Annotated in this window: 13 protein-coding genes; 7 read left to right on the forward strand and 6 right to left on the reverse strand. The window is 47.7% G+C overall.

Annotation, left to right across the window (positions count from 1 at the left end; genetic code table 11):
- The first annotated feature begins 37 nt into the window (after positions 1 to 37).
- Positions 38 to 565 carry a 2-amino-4-hydroxy-6-hydroxymethyldihydropteridine diphosphokinase gene (gene folK / locus ACIQZ3_RS05550; protein ID WP_397391116.1) on the forward strand — a complete coding sequence of 176 codons (528 nt, stop codon included), beginning with the start codon at positions 38 to 40 and terminating at the stop codon, positions 563 to 565.
- A gap of 17 nt (positions 566 to 582) precedes the next feature.
- Positions 583 to 1,398, forward strand: a complete 816-nt coding sequence (gene panB, locus ACIQZ3_RS05555; protein ID WP_397391118.1) for a 3-methyl-2-oxobutanoate hydroxymethyltransferase — start codon at positions 583 to 585, stop codon at positions 1,396 to 1,398.
- Positions 1,399 to 1,411: 13 nt separating this feature from the next.
- Here the strand turns inward: panB and dnaJ are convergent, their stop codons facing one another.
- The 5 genes from dnaJ to hrcA all read right to left on the reverse strand — a co-directional run bounded on the left by dnaJ (position 1,412) and on the right by hrcA (position 7,553).
- The gene (dnaJ, locus tag ACIQZ3_RS05560; RefSeq protein ID WP_397391120.1) at positions 1,412 to 2,542 is read right to left on the reverse strand and encodes a molecular chaperone DnaJ; all 1,131 of its coding nucleotides are present in this window, start codon (positions 2,540 to 2,542) and stop codon (positions 1,412 to 1,414) included.
- Positions 2,543 to 2,641: 99 nt separating this feature from the next.
- Entirely contained in the window at positions 2,642 to 4,576 is a 1,935-nt protein-coding gene (gene dnaK, locus ACIQZ3_RS05565) for a molecular chaperone DnaK (protein ID WP_397391122.1), read from the reverse strand.
- Positions 4,577 to 4,749: 173 nt separating this feature from the next.
- Positions 4,750 to 5,310, reverse strand: coding sequence for a nucleotide exchange factor GrpE (gene grpE, locus ACIQZ3_RS05570; protein WP_397391124.1), 561 nt, complete (start codon positions 5,308 to 5,310; stop codon positions 4,750 to 4,752).
- An 81-nt stretch (positions 5,311 to 5,391) separates the two neighbouring features.
- Positions 5,392 to 6,486 (reverse strand): ferrochelatase, encoded by a 1,095-nt coding sequence (hemH, locus tag ACIQZ3_RS05575; RefSeq protein ID WP_397391126.1) that lies wholly within the window; start codon positions 6,484 to 6,486, stop codon positions 5,392 to 5,394.
- Positions 6,487 to 6,530: 44 nt separating this feature from the next.
- Positions 6,531 to 7,553: a heat-inducible transcriptional repressor HrcA gene (gene hrcA / locus ACIQZ3_RS05580; protein WP_397391128.1), complete on the reverse strand. Its 1,023-nt coding sequence runs from the start codon at positions 7,551 to 7,553 to the stop codon at positions 6,531 to 6,533.
- A 37-nt stretch (positions 7,554 to 7,590) separates the two neighbouring features.
- On the opposite strand from hrcA, the gene ACIQZ3_RS05585 reads away from it, so the two are divergent.
- Both ACIQZ3_RS05585 and recN read left to right on the forward strand, forming a co-directional pair.
- The gene (locus ACIQZ3_RS05585) at positions 7,591 to 8,496 is read left to right on the forward strand and encodes an NAD kinase (RefSeq protein ID WP_397391130.1); all 906 of its coding nucleotides are present in this window, start codon (positions 7,591 to 7,593) and stop codon (positions 8,494 to 8,496) included.
- 26 nt (positions 8,497 to 8,522) lie between these two features.
- On the forward strand, positions 8,523 to 10,193 hold the full coding sequence (gene recN / locus ACIQZ3_RS05590) for a DNA repair protein RecN (protein ID WP_397391132.1): 1,671 nt from the start codon (positions 8,523 to 8,525) through the stop codon (positions 10,191 to 10,193).
- Positions 10,194 to 10,198: 5 nt separating this feature from the next.
- Here recN and glnE read toward each other — a convergent pair whose 3' ends face one another.
- Entirely contained in the window at positions 10,199 to 13,015 is a 2,817-nt protein-coding gene (gene glnE / locus ACIQZ3_RS05595) for a bifunctional [glutamate--ammonia ligase]-adenylyl-L-tyrosine phosphorylase/[glutamate--ammonia-ligase] adenylyltransferase (protein ID WP_397391134.1), read from the reverse strand.
- A 78-nt stretch (positions 13,016 to 13,093) separates the two neighbouring features.
- Here glnE and ACIQZ3_RS05600 point away from each other — a divergent pair, with 78 nt between their 5' ends.
- Genes ACIQZ3_RS05600 through tldD form a run of 3 tightly spaced genes read left to right on the forward strand, consistent with a single transcriptional unit; the run spans position 13,094 to position 19,601 of the window.
- Entirely contained in the window at positions 13,094 to 17,254 is a 4,161-nt protein-coding gene (locus ACIQZ3_RS05600; RefSeq protein WP_397391136.1) for a YhdP family protein, read from the forward strand.
- Positions 17,255 to 17,258: 4 nt separating this feature from the next.
- The gene (locus ACIQZ3_RS05605; protein WP_397391138.1) at positions 17,259 to 18,086 is read left to right on the forward strand and encodes a carbon-nitrogen hydrolase family protein; all 828 of its coding nucleotides are present in this window, start codon (positions 17,259 to 17,261) and stop codon (positions 18,084 to 18,086) included.
- Positions 18,087 to 18,110: 24 nt separating this feature from the next.
- Entirely contained in the window at positions 18,111 to 19,601 is a 1,491-nt protein-coding gene (gene tldD / locus ACIQZ3_RS05610; RefSeq protein ID WP_397391140.1) for a metalloprotease TldD, read from the forward strand.
- Positions 19,602 to 19,606: the final 5 nt, after the last annotated feature.

Here is a 19,606-nt window from a genome sequence, read left to right on the forward strand (position 1 = left end):
GGTAGTTTCCTGTAGCTTTCTCTCGTTTGGAATGGGCATGTCTCGAGCTTTTATTGGATTTGGTGGCAACATCGGTGACACGCGTCAGCTTATTACTGACGCGATTGTGTGCCTTGCGCAGCGCTGCGAACTCCAAATCCTGGCCAAAAGCTGCTTCTACCAAAGCGCGCCTTTCCAGGCCACTGGCGGCGACTATATCAATGTAGTAATTGAAATTGAAACGCAATTAAGCCCTTATGGCTTATTACACGTCTGCCAAGCGGTTGAACAAGAATTTGGCCGTGAGCGCCCCTACACCAATGCGCCCCGCACGATTGATCTGGATATTCTGGCATTTGAGGGCGTATCGCAAACAGATACCGAACTCACCATTCCTCACCCCAGAATCATTGAGCGCTCTTTTGTCCTCCTGCCTTTGCTGGAAATTGCCCCGGATTTCTTTTTACCCAACTGGGGCGAACTCAAGGCTTATTTACCCAACGTAGCTGATCAGCGCATTGAAAAACTCCCTTGCCGCAACTGTAATTGCGGTGAAAAAGACGTTTATAGCCAATCAGCATATTAATTCATTAAACTCACGCCATGGGTTACTTACAGGGCGAAAAGCCAATTACGATTTCTAAACTCCTCGCCATGCGCGCTGAGGGTGAAAAAATTGCCATGCTGACGGCATACGATTCAACGATGTCAGCTTTATTAAATCGCTGCGGGGTAGAAACTATCCTGATTGGGGATTCTCTAGGTAATGTGATTCAAGGTCACTCGAGCACTACCCCGGTAACCGTCGAGCAAGTGGCGTATCACACCGAGTGTGTGACCCGCGCCAACTCTCATGCCTTCATCATTGCGGATCTTCCTTTTGCTAGTTATGGCGATCCTGTTCAAGCCTTAGATTCAGCAGCAGAACTCATGCGTGCTGGCGCCGATATGGTCAAACTTGAGGGTGGTGATTGGCAAATCGACATCATTCAGTATTTAGTGGAACGCAGTGTGCCCGTTTGTGCGCACCTGGGTTTATTGCCGCAGTCTGTTCATATTCAGGGCGGCTATAAGGTTCAAGGTAAATCTAAAGATGCTGCAAGCTTGATGCTCGAACAAGCGATTGCTTGTGAGCAAGCTGGTGCGCAAATGATTGTGCTCGAAGCAATTCCGTCTTCATTAGGCAAGCTTATTACCGAGTCTCTCTCTATTCCTACTATTGGAATCGGTGCAGGAGCAGATTGCTCCGGTCAAGTATTGGTCCTGCAAGATATGTTGGGTATCAGCCCTGGAAAGCCACCGAAGTTTGTTAAAAACTTTTTAGATGGTCACGCCTCGATTGAAGCAGCAGTCAAAGCCTATGTTCGAGAAGTGAAATCCGGAAAGTTCCCCGGACCCGAACACGGCTTTGCTGGATAAATTTAGCTACTAGTTAACTAAAAAAACTCTTCACACCATCAAACCAACCCTTTTGATGGGGGTTATGTTTGTCACCGCCAGACTTCAAGCTGTCATCAAACTTCTTGAGCATTTTCTTTTGCTCATCAGTCAACTTCACTGGGGTCTCCACAGCAATGTGAACGAAGAGGTCGCCAACCATCGTAGAGCGCAGACCTTTAATACCCTTATTACGCAAACGGAAGGTTTTTCCAGTCTGCGTGCCCTCAGGTATCGGGAACTCGACGCGCCCTGAAAGCGTTGGCACCTCAATATCGCCACCAATCGTTGCAGTTGCAAAAGAGATCGGCATTTGTACATGCAGGTCACTGCCATCGCGCTCAAACACCTTATGGGGTTTAACTCTGACTTCTACATAAAGATCTCCGGATGGTCCACCATTGACACCTGGCTCGCCGTTACCAACGGAGCGCACTCGCATGCCATCATCAATACCCGCAGGGATTTTGATTTCGAGTGTTTTTTGTTCTTTATTCTTACCACTACCATGGCAAGTCTTGCATGGCTTCGGGATATACTCACCAGTACCGCGGCACTTGGGGCAAGTTTGCTGCATGGAGAAGAAGCCCTGCTGGACACGAACTTGGCCATGACCATCGCAAGTAGTGCATCTCTCAGCTTTGCTGCCAGGCTCTGCGCCAGTACCGTGACATGGCTTGCAGTCACTCCAGCTTGGCACCCGAATTTGCGTGGTGTAGCCCTCGGCAGCTTGCTCGAGAGTGATCTCCATGTTGTAACGTAAGTCAGCACCTTTATAAACCTGGGGCCCCGACTGACGTCCACCGCCTTGGCTGAAGATATCGCCGAATATATCGCCGAAGGCATCCGCAAAACCGCCGCCGCCGAAGCCGCCGCCGCCAAAACCACTCGATTGATCCAAACCTGCATGACCATATTGATCATAAGCAGCACGCTTATTGGGATCCGTGAGGGTTTCGTAAGCTTCTTTAACTTGTTTGAATTGCGCTTCCGCTGTTTTGCTATCGGGATTGCGATCAGGGTGATGCTTCATCGCCATTTTCCGATAAGCTTTTTTTAGCTCCTCATCACTGGCACCTTTCGCAACACCAAGCACTTCGTAATAATCGGGTTTACTTTTAGGCACAAAATTCCTCTCAACAACCTGAATGACACAAGTCGGCACGAGGCCGACTTGTTATTTAAGTACTTCTAAACTACATTAAATGGCTTTCACTCTCCGGGATTACTTTTTGTCATCCACTTCTTTGAAATCCGCATCCACTACGTCAGCATCCGGAGCGGCAGCTTGCGCGCCACCAGGAGCTGCGCCAGGAGCAGCACCACCAGCTTTAGCTTGTTCAGCAGCCATGGCTTTTTCGCCCAACTTCTGACTAGCTTTACCCAAAGCTTCAGTCTTAGCTTCAATAGCAGCTTTATCGCTACCCTTGATTGCCTCATCCAATTCTTTCAAGGCAGCTTCGATTGCTTCTTTCTCAGAAGCTTCTAAAGCGGAGCTATGCTCTTCCAAGGCTTTCTTGGTTGAGTGGGCCAAAGCATCAGCAGTGTTACGCGCTGTTACTAATTCCAATGCTTTTTTATCTTCATCGGCATTTGCTTCAGCATCTTTCACCATGCGCAAAATTTCTTCTTCAGTCAAACCAGAGTTTGCCTTAATGGTGATCTTGTTTTCTTTGCCAGTCGTTTTGTCTTTTGCAGTTACATGCAAAATACCGTTGGCATCAATATCAAAAGTCACTTCAATTTGTGGCATACCGCGTTGTGCTGGAGCAATCCCTTCCAAATTAAACTCACCGAGCAATTTGTTGGCGGCGGCCATCTCACGCTCACCCTGGAAACACTTAATGGTTACAGCAGGTTGGTTATCTTCCGCTGTGGAGTAAACCTGTGAATGCTTAGTAGGAATGGTCGTGTTCTTCGGAATCATCTTGGTCATCACGCCGCCTAGGGTTTCGATACCCAATGACAATGGGGTTACGTCCAAGAGCAACACGTCTTTACGATCGCCAGACAATACAGAGCCCTGAATCGCGGCACCAACAGCAACCGCTTCGTCTGGGTTCACGTCCTTACGTGGCTCTTTGCCAAAAATCTCTTTTACCTTGTCCTGAACTGCAGGCATACGGGTTTGACCGCCAACTAAAATGACGTCATCGATGTCAGCCACATTCACGCCAGCATCTTTAATTGCAGTTAAGCAAGGACCAGCCGTACGATTGACCAACTCTTCTACCAAAGACTCCAACTTAGCGCGAGTTAACTTCAAGTTCAAATGCTTAGGACCGCCTGCATCAGCAGTTACGTATGGCAAGTTGATTTCAGTTTGTTGTGCAGATGACAGTTCAATCTTGGCTTTTTCAGCAGCGTCTTTTAAACGTTGCAATGCCAATACGTCTTTGCTCAAATCTACGCCTTGCTCTTTCTTGAACTCAGCAATGATCCAATCAATGATGCGTTGGTCAAAGTCTTCGCCACCCAAGAAGGTGTCGCCGTTAGTGGAGAGCACTTCGAACTGCTTCTCGCCATCTACGTTAGCAATTTCAATGATGGACACGTCGAATGTGCCGCCGCCCAAGTCATACACAGCGATCTTACGATCCACTTTGTCTTGCTTGTCTAAGCCAAATGCCAATGCAGCAGCAGTAGGCTCGTTGATGATGCGCTTTACATCCAAACCAGCAATACGGCCTGCATCTTTAGTTGCTTGACGCTGACTATCGTTAAAGTAAGCAGGAACAGTAATCACCGCCTCAGTTACTTCTTCGCCGAGATAGTCTTCGGCTGTCTTTTTCATTTTTCGCAGAATTTCTGCTGACACTTGTTGTGGTGCCATTTTTTTGTCACGCGCTTCAACCCAAGCATCGCCGTTGTCTGCTTGAACAATTTTGTAAGGCATCAAGCCGATGTCTTTTTGCACTTCAGTATCAGTAAATTTGCGACCCATCAAACGCTTTACTGCGTAGATGGTGTTTTTAGGGTTGGTAACTGATTGGCGTTTTGCAGGCGCGCCAACCAATACTTCGCCATCCTCAACGTAAGCAATGATGGAAGGAGTTGTGCGGCCACCTTCTGCGTTCTCGACAACTTTAGGTGCATTGTTTTCAACAACTGAAACGCACGAGTTTGTGGTTCCTAAGTCAATTCCGATAATCTTTCCCATAATGGCTCCAAAAAATTAAGTTATGTGTAATTTCGTAAAACTGCGAATAAATCGATATTCAATAAATGGGGTCAAAAAGAGGGAATTCAAGGGCTAAAAATGCAAAAAAGGCAGATTGCTGCCTTTTTATCCCGCTTTTTGGTAAAAAACCCCTAATTTAGGGGTTCCATGGCTTATTTGGGTGCGCTCACAGTTACCAGGGCTGGGCGCAGAATGCGATCGGCGATGGAATAGCCTCTCTGGAGCACTGAGACTACGGTATTAGCCTCTTGGTCCGAGGGTACGGAGGCGATTGCTTGGTGGTGGTGAGGGTCAAACTTGTCACCCACAGCAGGATTAATCTCCGTCATACGGCCTTTTTCAAAGGCTGAGAGCAACTGTTTTAAAGTGATTTCCAGACCCTCCTTAAAGGCTTTGGCATCAACTGCCTCGGCATTCAGGGCTGCATATAAGCTATCCGTTACTGGCACGAGATGCTCGGCAAAACTCTCAATCGCGAACTTATGCGCTTTAGAAATATCCTCGGCAGCACGGCGACGAATATTCTCACCTTCAGCTTTTGCGCGGAGATAGTTATCTTGCATCTCTGTTAGCTTTTGATTTAACTCAGCAATCTCTTGCTCTGGCGTCTTCGCTTCAGCCTCTGCAGGAGCTACATCGGCACCACCCTCAGCATGAGGATCGGTGGCAATATTTTCCTGCTCAGGGGATGGATTTTGATTTTCTTGGGTCATAGGTGCAAATTCACTTTTCTATCAGAATGACTACTTCTCAACAATATGGGGCCGATTAAAGCAATTTCAAGTGCAACTGAGTTAAGTAATTTTGGCTTTAGCTAACTCAGCCAGACGATCACGTTCCTGTAATACCGCATCGGACTCCACACCCAAGCTCCAGCCCGACATATGTTGCTGGGCAATGTCGTACATCGCATCGATCCATTTTGAATTGCTATTGAGACAAGGGATATAGCGGTAATCTTTACCGCCATGCTCCAAGAAGATCTCGCGCGCTTCCATGGCAATTTCTTCTAGAGTCTCCAGACAATCTGCCGGAAAGCCTGGGCAAAAAATATCTACTCGCTTGCAACCTTCTTTGCCCAACTTTTCAATCGTTGGGGCTGTGTAGGGTTTGAGCCACTCCGCTTTACCAAAGCGAGATTGGAAGGTAACTAAATATTGCCCAGGCTCTAGACCCAAAGACTCACCAAGCAGGCGACCAGTTTTTAAACACTCGCAATGATAGGGGTCACCCTTCGTTAAATTGCGCTTAGGCAGGCCATGAAAAGACATCACAAGACGGTCACCAGCAGCAAAATCTGGGCGGCCATCTTTATCCCATGCGCCGAGCACTTGATCACGTAACGCAGTGATGTAAGCAGGATTATCGTGATAGTGTTTTACCAAGCGAAGTTCTGGTTGATTGCGCCATGTTCCGAGAACACGAAACACTTCATCAAAGCTAGAAGCGGTAGTTGTCGCCGAATACTGTGGATATAGTGGCAACAACAACAGACGCTCCATACCCTGTGCCTGCAAGGCCTCCAGAGCTTGCTGAGTCGAAGGCTCACCATAGCGCATGGCTAAATCGACCAACACCACCTCACTATGTTTGGAAAATTTCTCACCCAACTCTTTCGCTTGTAGGCGTGAGTAATGCATTAATGGCGAACCGAGTTTTGGCAACCAAATAGAAGCGTATTTCTTTGCAGAAGCACCACTACGAATCGGCAAAATAATGCCATTCAAAATGCACCACCAAATAATGTGCGGGATTTCTACAACGCGTGGATCCGATAGAAATTCTTTGAGATAAGCTCTCACTGCTTTAGCAGTTGGTGCAGAAGGAGTGCCCAAGTTCAGCAATAACACTGCGGTCTTAGAGGGGCGTAGATGGGGATTTTGATTCAAGGAAGATCCGTCTTAATTAAAGAGAGTTAGAAATGGGATTGCTATCAAGACCCCGCTGGGGAACTCAATGCGCCTGATAACAATTTAGAAGTAATGTCGACAATCGGAATCACCCGATCATATGCCATGCGAGTAGGGCCAATCACGCCGAGGGTGCCAACGATCTGACCATCCACGCTATAAGGTGCGCTGATGACAGCGAGATCTTCATAAGGCAGCAAATCACTTTCGCCACCAATAAAGATCTGAATGCCATCCGCATGACTAGATACATCCAATAACTGCATGAGTACCGACTTTTGCTCCAGCATGTCGAACATCTTGCGTAACTTATCTAAATTGGTGCTGAGGTCGCCGACATTGAGCAAACGACGCTCGCCTGATAGCAGCATATCCCCTTGCCCCATGCCGTAATCGCTGACACCGCTGTGGAGTGCCAAGGCCATCAAGCCAGAAATATCGCTGCGTAAGTTATCGAGATCTGAAGCTAGATGTGCCCGCACTTCAGCAAAGCTCTTGCCAGCAAACTGCATATTGATGTAATTGCCAGCCTCCACTAACTGGCTTGGCGTGTAATCTTGCGTTGTGGGGAGGATGCGGTTTTGAACATCACCCTCAGGGGTCACCATGATGAGCAGTATCTTGCCTTCGCCAAGCCGCAAGAACTCGATGTGTTTGAACACTTGCGCCCGCTTAGGCGTCATCACCACCCCAGCAAAGTGGGTCAAATTAGACAGAATTTGCGCAGCGGAGTTCATTACCCTTTGTGGGGAATCCGGCAAAAGGCCTATTTCCATCTCACGGGTAGCAATTTCTTCTAGGGGGCGGACTGTCACCATCGTATCCACAAAGAGGCGGTAGCCCCTTGGCGTTGGGATGCGACCAGCAGAAGTATGAGGGCTAGTGACCAAACCCATCCCCTCTAAATCCGCCATGACATTACGAATCGTGGCCGCAGAAAGATCCAGTCCTGAGAACCGAGATAGGGTGCGCGAGCCAATAGGCTGCCCCTCTTCGATATAGCGCTCGATAAGAGTTTTCAGTAAGGCGCGGGAACGATCATCCATAGTGGAAGGGATTTTATGCGTATGGTTTAATCGTTATATGTTAAGCCCATCCCCAAATTCCAGCAAAAAGGCATTTAGCCGGGTTGCGCTCGTCGGCAAATATCAGGCTGACGGCATGCAAGAGCGCCTTAAGGACCTAGCCACCCTTCTAGCCGAGCAAGGCTGTGAAGTCTATGTCGAGAGCGCTACTGCAAGCCATTTGGGGCTGACCGCCTACCCGATCAAAAAAGTTGAGGAGTTTTCAGGCGCCATTGATCTAGCGGTCGTTTTGGGTGGTGATGGCACGATGCTTGGTATTGGACGCCAGCTGGCTGGCAGCAACGTACCTCTGGTGGGCATCAATATGGGCCGTCTGGGTTACATGACTGATATCCCTATTCAGAACGTTCAAACTGTCTTGCCACAAATTATTGCTGGCGAGTACGAAGCCGACACTAGAACCCTGCTTGATGCGGTGGTGATGCGCAATGGCAAAGAGATGAATCAAGCTCTTGCTCTCAACGACGTTGTAGTCAATCGCTCTGGAATTTCCGGAATGGTCGAGCTTGCAGTGCGCGTTAACGGCTCATTTATGTATAACCAACGCTCCGATGGTTTGATCGTGTCGACACCTACCGGCTCAACTGCTTATGCCCTTTCAGCTGGCGGCCCCATCTTGCATCCGCGGGTAGCAGGAATTCTATTAGCCCCAATTGCCCCACACTCTTTATCCAATCGCCCCATCGTATTACCGCAAGATATTGTGGTGAGCATCGAGGTGGTTGATGGCAGAGAAGTGATTGTGAACTTTGACATGCAATCCCAAACTGAATTGAAAAGCGGTGATGTGATTGAGGTACGCCAATCTAAAAAAACAATTACCCTACTCCACCCTCGCAGCCACAGTGACTACAAAACCTTGCGAGAAAAGTTACATTGGAATGAGTATCCCTCGACATTTTGATGTCGAATTTTTTGGTACGCTAAGGCATGCTTCAAACACTATCGCTTCGCGACTTTGTCATTGTTGACCAGTTAGAGTTAGATCTTTCCTCAGGCTTCACGGTCCTCACCGGTGAAACGGGTGCCGGCAAATCTATTCTTTTAGATGCACTCAGTCTCGTATTGGGTGAGCGTGCTGATAGCAGCCAAATTCGTGAGGGCTGTAACCGTGCGGAAATTAGCGCCCTCTTTCGGATTGATCCACAGCAAATTGACCACTTCAATCAATGGCTTGATGGACAAGGCTTTCCACTTGAAGATGAAGGGCAAAGCCTACTTCTCAAAAGAACTGTAGAAGCAAATGGTCGTAGCCGAGCCTTCATTAACGGCAGCGTAGCAACCTTGGCACAGCTGCGTGAAGCGGGCGATCAGTTGGTAGATATCCATGGGCAACATGCTCATCAACTATTACTTAAAGGTGGTGCGCAACGCGAATTGCTCGATCGCCATGCAAATCACATGGATTTGGTTGCCGAGGTTTCCCAATTATTTAAAACCTTAAATGAATCCCGTCGCAGACTGGAGCAAGCTGAAAATGCTGGCCAAGATATTGAGCGTGAGCGTGAGCGCTTGGAGTGGCAATTAGAGGAGCTCACCGAACTCTCTCCGCAAGAGGGAGAGTGGGCCACCATTCAAAGCGAGCATGCTCGGCTGGCCAATGGTGCAAAAATTATTAGCGGTTGCCAGGAGGCAATTGATTTTCTGAGTGATGCAGATAACTCGGTAGAGTCAACCCTCTCTAAAGTCAGCAGCAATATGAGTGCATTAGTAGAGCATGACTCCGCACTCAACGATATCAGTCAAGCCCTAGAGTCAGCACAAATTCAGATAGATGAGGCGGTGCACAGTCTCAATCGCTATTTACAAAAACTCGATTTAGATCCTGCACGTCTCAGTGAAGTAGAAGATCGTATGCAAGCCCTCCATGGCGCAGCTAGAAAATATCGTACCGAAGCAGATGAGCTGCCAAAACTACTTCTAGATACCAGCGAACGTTTGGAGGCATTAACAGCCTCTCAAAATATAGAAGCGTTACGTGAGAAAGTGAAACAAGAAGAGTTGACCTATCTTAAGCAAGCAAAGCAACTCTCCCAAAAACGGAACAAAGCTGCACTCGACTTGGGCAAGCAAGTTACGACCGCAATGCAGGACCTATCGATGGCAGGCGGACAATTAGAAATTGCTTTGCCACCCCTATCTGAAGGTGGCGCCCAAGGTCTTGAGCAAATTGAATTCCTGGTTGCAGGCCATGCTGGCAGCACCCCACGCTCATTAGCAAAAGTAGCTTCCGGCGGTGAATTGGCCCGTATTAGCTTGGCGATTAGCGTGATCACTAGCAAAGCTTCATTTACGCCAACCCTAATATTCGATGAAGTCGATGCCGGGATTGGCGGAGCTGTTGCAGAGACGGTTGGAAAATTATTGCGTCAACTTGGCGAATCACATCAAATTCTCTGCGTGACCCACTTGCCACAAGTAGCCGCGCAAGGCAATCATCATTTGAAGGTAAGCAAATCTCAGGCGGGTGATAAAACCCTGTCCCAAGTCATGCCACTTGGAAGAGCTGAGCGAGTGGAAGAAGTTGCTCGTATGCTGGGCGGAGCAACGATTACCGATACTACGCGTCGACACGCTCGAGAACTACTAGAACAACACTAAGTTTTTCAAGCGTCCGAGGGAGCAAGAAATATCTCCTGCCATAAGGTCAGCACCACTTCTCTTGCTTGAACTAACTCAGGCTCAAGCCCCAAATCCACCCGCGTCTTTTCTGCACCATCTAAGCGCAAGCGGTGTTGACGCGCTCGAAGCAGGCGATAAGCATCGCCAACCTCTTGAGCCATAGAAACTTGAATCAAACCCACCTCTCCCGCAATTCGTAACAAGGCAATATTGCCCAAGTTAGCAATAAGCTGTGGGTGGGTGTTTGAAAATGCCAAGACTAAAAATTGCACGATAAATTCAATATCTACCATGCCACCGGCGTCATGCTTTAAATCAAAATCGGGAATAGGGTTTGGATGTCCGGCATGAACCTTGCGACGCATTTCTAAAATCTCATGGCGCAGCTGATCAACATCACGCTTCTGACTTAAAACTTCAAAACGCACATCATCAAAGAATGCTCCAACTACCTTACTACCTGCAGAGAATCTGGCACGCGTTAGAGCTTGATGCTCCCAAACCCAAGCAGCGTTATCGCCCTCGCGTAACTGGTATTTCTTAAACGCATCGGCATTCGTCACCAAGAATCCCGCAGAGCCATTGGGGCGCAGACGTGTATCGATTTCAAACAGGCTGCCAGCCGATGTATAGGCGGTTAACCAGTTGATCATCCGCTTAGCAAGTAAGGCATAAATTTCTTGAGCCGCAAAATCCGTTTCCTCGGCTTGATATAAAAAAACCAAGTCTAAGTCGGAGGCGTATCCCAACTCCTTACCACCCAACTTTCCATAGGAGATCAGCGAAAATGGCACGGTTGCATCGATCGGTAATTCAAACTTCTGAGCAACGCTTGGCCACACACGCTCAAAAGTAGTCTGCAATATTAAGTCGGCCAAAGCGGATAAATGATCGCTGACCTTTTCCACAGAAAGCTCATGATCAACACCAATTCCCAAATCTGCCAACAAGGTAATGAAGGTTTCGGTGTGGTGGGTAATACGCAAAATATCCATGGCCTGCTCCGAGCCATCACCCTCTGCCATTACGTCATCCAGACGCATATCTAATGTCGCTTTTACTTCTTGCCAATATTGCTCTGGATGCTCAATCAGCGCCTTCTCAGTTCGCGAGTTGAGCAAGTAATCCAGGAGATGGGGGTGCCTGGTTAAATACGCCGCACCCCATTGAGAAGCCTTGAGCAAAGCTAATACATTGGATAGCGCCTGTGGATACTCTGAAAGAATCGACAAATAAGCACTGCGCCGAGCAACTGCCTCCAATAAGTCAAAAAAGCGAAGTAAAGTCTGATCCGCACTAATTCCAACAGGCCGATCTGCTTGCAAACTATCCGCAGCTTTACGAATCAGGTTGTTAAAAATGATTCTGCTTTTCTCTGGCAACTGTCTCTGCTTAGAGCTATCAGCCCATGCCGACCAACGCGTTGCAGACTCCGAGAATATCGTGCCGTCAGGCTCCCATCCAGCCGGCAAGCTTGTATTGTCCAGACGCGCAGCATCATCAAGCACAAATGCTTTTTCAAAGTACTGGGCTACTGCAGCCTGGTGTTTGTCGAGTGCAGATAAGAAAGAGGACCGCTCTTGAGTTTGATCGGGACCAACCATACTCGCCGCCAAGCGAGTACGAGCGCTCTCATCCTCAGGTAAATAGTGCGTCTGCTGATCTTCCCAGACCTGAATCCGATGCTCTAAGCAACGCAAGTACACATAAGCCGACTTCAGATCATCCACTTCATTAGCCGGCAAAATTCCTTGCTGCTTTACCAGGTCCAATACTTCTAGAGTGGGTCGAATGCGAAAGCGAGGATCTGTACCCCCACGCATTAACTGAAACATTTGCGCTAAGAACTCGATTTCACGGATACCGCCACGGCCTAACTTAATATCCCTGGATCGGCCATGATGATTAGATGAGCGCTTCTCAGCTTCATGCTGAATCTGCGCATGCAATTCACGGATGGACGCAATCACGCCGTAATCCAAATGACGGCGATAGACGAAGGGACGAATCAGTTGATCGAGCTCGCGTTCACAATAAGCAAAGGCGGGTGAGTCAGGCAATGGTGAAATCAACCTACCCTTAATCCAAGCGTAGCGCTCCCACTCTCTCCCTTGCACCAATAAGTATTCTTCAAGCATGTCGAGACTACAAACCAAAGGGCCCGAATCTCCATTTGGCCTCAGACGCATATCCACCCGAAATACAAAGCCATTTGCGTCATGCTCTGCCATGAGCTTAATTAAACGTTTACCCATTCGAGTAAACCACTCGTGATAAGACAAGCTTTTGGGTCCGCCCTGAGTGTCGCCTTCATGCTCGTACAAAAAGATGAGGTCAATATCAGAGGAGAGGTTGAGCTCTAGGCCGCCCAACTTACCCATACCCACCACCATCAAGGGCATCTCCGAGTCTGTGACTGAGCTCCAAGGAATACCAAAACGACGCTGCAGATCCTCCCGAATATAGGCAATAGAGAGCGCCAGCGCCTCCTCAGCAAAATGACTCAATGCATGAGTCACCTCACTCAGATCGGCCATGCCATTGAGATCTCGGAAGGCAATCCAAAGCATGAGGCGCTGCCTCGCCAGCCTCAGATCTGCCATAAATTGAGCCTCATCCTGCTCCGGAACGGCTAAAGCATCCTGACAAGGCCTCAATAAACCCCGAATACCTGGAACATCGACTTTGAGGGGGGGCTGAGACTGGAGCCAATCCACCCATTCAGGACGAGAATTAAGCCAGCGCTGAGCATAGCTGGAGTGCTGCTTTAAAAAATCAATTTGGGCGGCAAAATCGGTCATTCCTCCATCTTAATCCGACTCCGGAGTCAAACTACAGAAGCTTGGGGATCGCCCAAGGGCTGACGGATAATAGACCCCATGCTTCAAAATATTATCCGGACTCGCCTGCAGAGCGTGCTTCAAAAACGTCCTCCAGGTTCTGGCGGTCATTGGCGCAAGCGCGCCCTCATCCTTGCTGGTATCACAGTAGCCTTTTTTGTTGTCGGCCATTTTGGGGTGCGCTTTGTTTTATGGCCACAGATCGAAAAATCAAAACCTACCTTGGAGCGCTTAATGAGCGCTCGCTTAGGCACCCAGGTCACGATGGATGCAGTGCAAGTTTCCTGGACTGGAATTCGTCCGAAATTTGCGATTCAAGGATTGCGCTTTAACAACGGGACTACCTCTGTCCCGCCCTTACTTATTCAAAATATCAACGGGCAACTGAGTTGGCTATCTTTTTATCACCTAGCCCCCTACTTTCACGAGATCACATTTGATCAGGTTGAGTTGTACGCTCAAAGAGATGTCAAAGGCGTAGTCTCTATTGCCGGAATTCCAATTCTTAAGAGTGCCGATAATTTTGCAGCCGGGAACTGGTTGTTTGCACAAAATGACATTCAAATAAATAATGCGAAAATTTTTTGGGACGACCAACAAAGTCGAAAACTAAAAACCTCCATTGACATTCAAAATGTCCATCTCAGTAATGGCATTCGCAGCCATGAAGGTCAGTTAGTTGCACAAACACCTTGGAGCCCAAACCCAATCAAACTCGAAGCTGACTTTGTGCATCACCTTGCCGGTCAGGCAGGCGATTGGCAGGACTGGGTCGGAAGTTTTTCATGGGATCTTGCCGAACTCAACCTCAGTCAGATTTCCAAAGACCTCAGCCTTCCGCTATATGAATTGACTGGCAAACTCAACTCCAAAGGCAGTCTGAAGCTTGATGGCGGGAAGGCCAATGGCGGGCAAATGTCCTTAACAGCTGATCAGCTTCGAGTGCAGCTAAACAAAGGCGAGGATCCCCTTGAGTTTGGCAGACTAGAAACCGATCTTATCCAAGATACGGATGGCGGCCTTAACTCGATCACAACAAAAACTTTGGCATGGCGCAATATCGATAGCCTCGCCACTGCTCCTCTGGATAAATTAAGCCCGATTACTTTCCGCTGGCGCCCACCAAAAGATGGTGGGGAGATCAAAGAGTTCGGCTTCTCATCACCCAAAATACAAGTGGAAGATATTGCACTCTTCGCACTCAATCTTCCGCTGCCGAAAAAGATTCATCATTGGATCAAAATTTCCCAGGCAGATGGCGAGCTACAGGATTTGGATATGAATTGGTCTGAAAACCAATCCGCCCTTGCAGCTTTACCAGTCCCAGGGAATTGGTTTTCTTCTAATAGGCTTGATTTCACAATCAGCGCAAAGCTCAATGACATTAGCTTTACAGGGGTAAATCAATCAATGCCCTCAGCTTCGCATTTATCTGGCAACTTAGCCAGCAATCAGAAGCAAGGTAACTTTACACTTGACTCCAGCAATCTTGAGTTGGAGATGGATGATTTTTTATCCACTTCTGAAATTCAACTTGATCGAGCGAAGGGTGACATTAGCTGGTCCAAACAAAAAGGTGGCTGGCTCATCAACGCCAAGAAATTCCAGCTCAGCAATTCTGAAATCACCACTAATTTTGATCTGAGCTACCTGATTGGCGCACCTAAGCAACCCGATCAAATGACGCTGGACATGGAGTTTGTTAAAGCCAAAATCGCGACAGCCCATCGTTATCTTCCAGTCAATATTGATAAAGAAACTAGGCAGTTTCTTAGCAAAGCATTTGAGGCGGGAGATATTCAGAATGGCTCCCTCCACATTAAGGGAGATCCCGATCAGATCCCTTTCCCCCCAGGGACGGCCGGTGAACTTACCCTTCATCTCCCCATTTCACAAGCAATCTATAAACCAGCGCCCTTGCTACCAAAAAGCCAGGGAGTTTGGCAAGCATTTAACAATGTCAGTGGCAATATCGACATGAAGCAAGCAAGCCTGAGTATTGGAATTGATAAAGCCAACTATAAAAAAGTGACCCTTACGAATGTCAAATCACAAATTCCTAATCTCAGCGCCAAAAAACTAACTGCATTAATCAATGGCTCGGTTGAGGGCGATGGCTCCGAAATACTGGAGTATCTATTTACATCCCCGGTAGGTGTACAGCAAGCCAATCTGACCAAGAACCTCACATTAAAGGGTCCAGTTAGCCTAGGTCTTGATTTAAAGATTCCTTTATCCGGAAGCGATGATGTCAATTTCGATGCAAAAATTACCCTCCCAGGAAATCAAGCGCAATGGGGAGAAGTTCCCCCGCTAGAAAATTTGAAGGGCAAGATAAGGGTCACTGAAGTCAATCCTGAATTTGACAATGTCACTGCAAATTTTTTGGGGGGTGCCTTTAAGATTTCAAATGCGCCCTCTACAGCAGGGAATTCAAGCTTCAGCATCGGCGGCGATATCAATGCTAGCTTTATTAAAGATTATGTTTCAGGAAATCTAAAGTCTCGCGCCCATCCAGCGCTGCTGTCTGCAATGAGTGGATCAGCAAAATATGAGGGCTTGATCAACTTTAATAAAGCAGGAAGCCAAACTAATCTGAAATTTGATTTGCGTAATTGGGCGAGTGCTGCCCCTGCTCCTGCAAAGAAATTAGCAGGAACCCCCATGTTAGGAGAGTTCAATTTAAAAACTTATCCGGCAAGCAAAAACAATCCAGTACGCGCAGATTGGTCTGGAAAATTAGGGGATCAGTATTTCATTCAAGGCACTCTGAATTTCGCCAACGATGTAAAAAATGCCTTAGGTATTGGATCTTTAGCGCCATTGCCACAACAAGGCACTTCACTTCACTTAGCAAGCAATGAACTGAACCTCGATCAATGGATAGAGTTTTTAGATACAGGAAAGCATCAGAGTGAAGCAAAAAAAACAAATGCTCCAGAAGAAGATATTCAAATCTCTGTCCAAGTTAAAAAATTAATTGCTCTGGATCGTGATTGGGTTGACGTTAACCTTCAGTCACAGAAAAAAAATGCGGTCTGGCAGCTGCGTCTCAATTCACCTCAAATTGCTGGCCAAGCGCTATGGCATCCAAGCAGCGGTGATCACCCCAGCGGATTGATTTCCGGGAGGCTTGCGCGCCTGAAGTTGCCAGATCAACACAGGCCCGCAGACTCGCTACCCAAAGAAAATGTCCCGCAAAAATCAGTGAACCTAAAGACCCCTCTCAGCCCAAATACTATTCCCAGCCTGGATTTAACGATCGATGATTTAAGTTGGACTAAAGCAAAACTAGGCGCAGTAATAATCAAATCGAAAACTAGTCAGGACCTCATGAAGGTCGAGTCTATTCAGATTAATAATCCACAAGGTAACTCGACAATTAAGGGTCAATGGAGTGCGCGCACTCAAAACACTGCCGAGCAGAGCTCTATCACCGTCGATATGAACATCAAAGATGCAGGCCAAATCATTACCCACTGGAGTAGTGAAAAGCCAGTGGAAGGCGGGGAAGGAACACTCAACGCCTCGGTCTCATGGTCTGGACCACTCTTTGCGCCAGCTTATGATTCATTGGCCGGCGATGTCAGCATCAACCTGACAAAAGGTCGGCTACTTGAAGTCAATACGGATGGAGCAAAGTTACTAGACGTTCTAAGTCTACAAAGTTTATTCAGATTTGCCACTCTGGATTTAAAAGGCAGTCTAGGTAACTTAGCCACCAAAGGCACACCTTTTAACTCGATCAATAGCAACTTTGAGATCACGAAGGGAGTTGCACAAACCAAGCAATTTGCAATGATTCTAGATCAGGCACGTGTAGCCATGACTGGTCAAATTAACATTCCAGAACAAACACAAGATCTTCGCGTTACCATCTTCCCAACAATTGATGCCACTGCTGGCTCACTAGCAGCATTCGTGATCAATCCCATCATCGGTCTAGGAGCGGTAGTGAGTCAGTACCTCATTACCAATCAAATTAATCGCACTATGCAAACGGATTATTTGATTCAAGGCTCTTGGGAAAATCCAGAAGTGATTCCACTCGATCAAAAGGGTCAACCGCTTGATGCGAAAACGCTAGAGACGATTCGCACTAAAAATCTTTTGAAAGAGCAAACAAAACCCAGCTCACCTAATTCTGCACCTGCAAGTCCGCCCGCAAACCAAAGTCTTTCCTCCCAAATGCCAGGCTAAGCACATGCCAAAAAATTCTTCTGAACTCAGCATAGCCTCGATACAAATGGTATCAACCCCCAATCTCAATGAGAATCTCGAAGTTGCGGCACGCTTAATTAAAGCAGCTGCGGATAGCGGGGCTCAACTTGCTGCTCTCCCAGAATATTTTTGTTTGATGGGTTTAAAAGATACTGATAAGGTAAATGTGAGAGAAGCTGCAGGCTCAGGCCTAATTCAAGAACGCTTGGCAGCGATGGCACAGGAAAATAATATCTTTCTGGTTGCGGGCACAATACCTTTAGAGGCTAAAGAATCGAACAAAGTTCTCAACACCTCCCTGGTGTTTGATCCTCAGGGCAAGCAAATTGCTCGCTACGACAAAATTCATTTGTTTGGCTTTCAGACTGAAACGGAGCGCTACGAGGAATCGGAAACTATTGCTGCAGGCAGTCAACCAGGTCAATTTGCAATCAAGCTCAATGAAGTTGACTGGCGTTTTGGCTTAAGCATTTGTTATGACCTACGTTTTCCAGAGCTGTATCGCTCCCTTGGGCAAGTTGATTGCCACATCATTCCAGCCGCGTTTACTTACACTACCGGCAAAGACCATTGGGAAATTCTGCTACGCGCCCGCGCTATTGAAAACCAATGCTACGTCCTAGCCTCGGCTCAAGGTGGCATTCACCTTAATCAGCGCCGCACCTGGGGTGAGAGCATGCTCATTGACCCTTGGGGGGAGATATTGAGTAAGCTCCCTGAAGGCGGGGGTTTTATTCAAGGCACGCTCAGCAAAGGTAAATTAAAAGAGGTACGCTCTAAGCTACCCGCACTAAAACACCGCAAGCTTTAATACAGAAAGTTCAGCTAAATCAAGATGAGAGCACCAGAAGCATTATTTCCAAACGATTGGACTAAACCCAAGAAGCAGGCTGACCTTATTAAGCTAGCTAAATCTATTCTGCTTGAACCAACCGGCCTTTCTGAGCAAGATTTGCATCACACCTTCGGCAATATGTTTACCCACCAGCTTGACGATGCCGACCTTTACTTCCAACATACCCGGAGTGAGAGCTGGAGCCTAGAGGAAGGTATTGTGAAATCCGGTAGCTTCAATATCGACCAAGGCGTTGGTGTACGTGCGATTTATGGCGATAAAACCGCCTTTGCATACTCTGATGAAATTAACTTAGAAGCTCTCAATAAGGCAGCTAAATCTACTCGCGTGATTGGACCCCAAGGTGGTACACGTGCCGTTGCGAGCAAAATATTTACACCCGTATCCAACGAACTCTACTCAGATTTAAATCCCTTAGATTCACTGGCACCACAAGAAAAGATTGCCTTACTTGAAGGTATTGAACGTCGCGCAAAAGCACGTGACCCGCGCATCATTCAGGTGATGGCCAGCCTAGCTGGTGAATTTGATGTGGTGCTCGTGGTTCGAGCGGATGGCTTATTGGCTGCCGACGTTCGCCCTCTAGTGCGAGTCTCAGTACATGTGATCGCGGAACAAAATGGCCGTCGCGAATCTGGATCCTCGGGTGGTGGTGCTCGTCATGACTACCGCTACTTCAATACAGAACTCATTAATCAATATGTTAATGAAGCTGTGGATGGCGCACTGATTAACTTGGACTCTCGCCCCGCTCCCGCCGGACCAATGACCGTAGTCATGGGTCCAGGATGGCCTGGAGTGTTATTACATGAAGCGGTAGGTCACGGCCTTGAAGGTGACTTTAATCGCAAGGGTTCATCTGCTTTTGCTGGCTGTATTGGGCAGCGCGTTGCCGCTAAGGGCGTGACCGTTGTAGATGATGGAACCCTTTCTGGTCGTCGCGGCTCACTGAATATCGATGATGAAGGCACGCCTACTCAATGCACCACACTGATTGAAGACGGCATTTTGAAAGGTTATATCCAAGACAGTCTGAATGCTCGTCTTATGAATATGCCTCTGACGGGCAATGGACGACGCGAAAGCTTTGCCTCCCTACCAATGCCCCGCATGACCAATACTTACATGTTGGCCGGCAAAGATGATCCTCAAGAAATCGTGGCCAGCATCAAACGCGGCCTTTATGCAGTGAACTTTGGAGGCGGTCAAGTGGACATTACAAGCGGTAAATTCGTGTTTTCAGCCTCAGAAGCCTATTGGGTAGAAAACGGCAAAATTCAATACCCAGTTAAAGGTGCCACCATTATTGGTAGCGGTCCAGAGTCCCTAAAACAGGTCTCCATGATCGGAAATGACCTGAAATTAGACGGCGGTATTGGGGTTTGTGGCAAGGAAGGTCAGAGTGTCCCCGTGGGCGTTGGGCAGCCAACTTTACGTATCGACAGCCTGACTGTTGGAGGAACCGCTTAATACGG

Source organism: Polynucleobacter sp. (assembly GCF_044342855.1).
Taxonomy (GTDB): domain Bacteria; phylum Pseudomonadota; class Gammaproteobacteria; order Burkholderiales; family Burkholderiaceae; genus Polynucleobacter.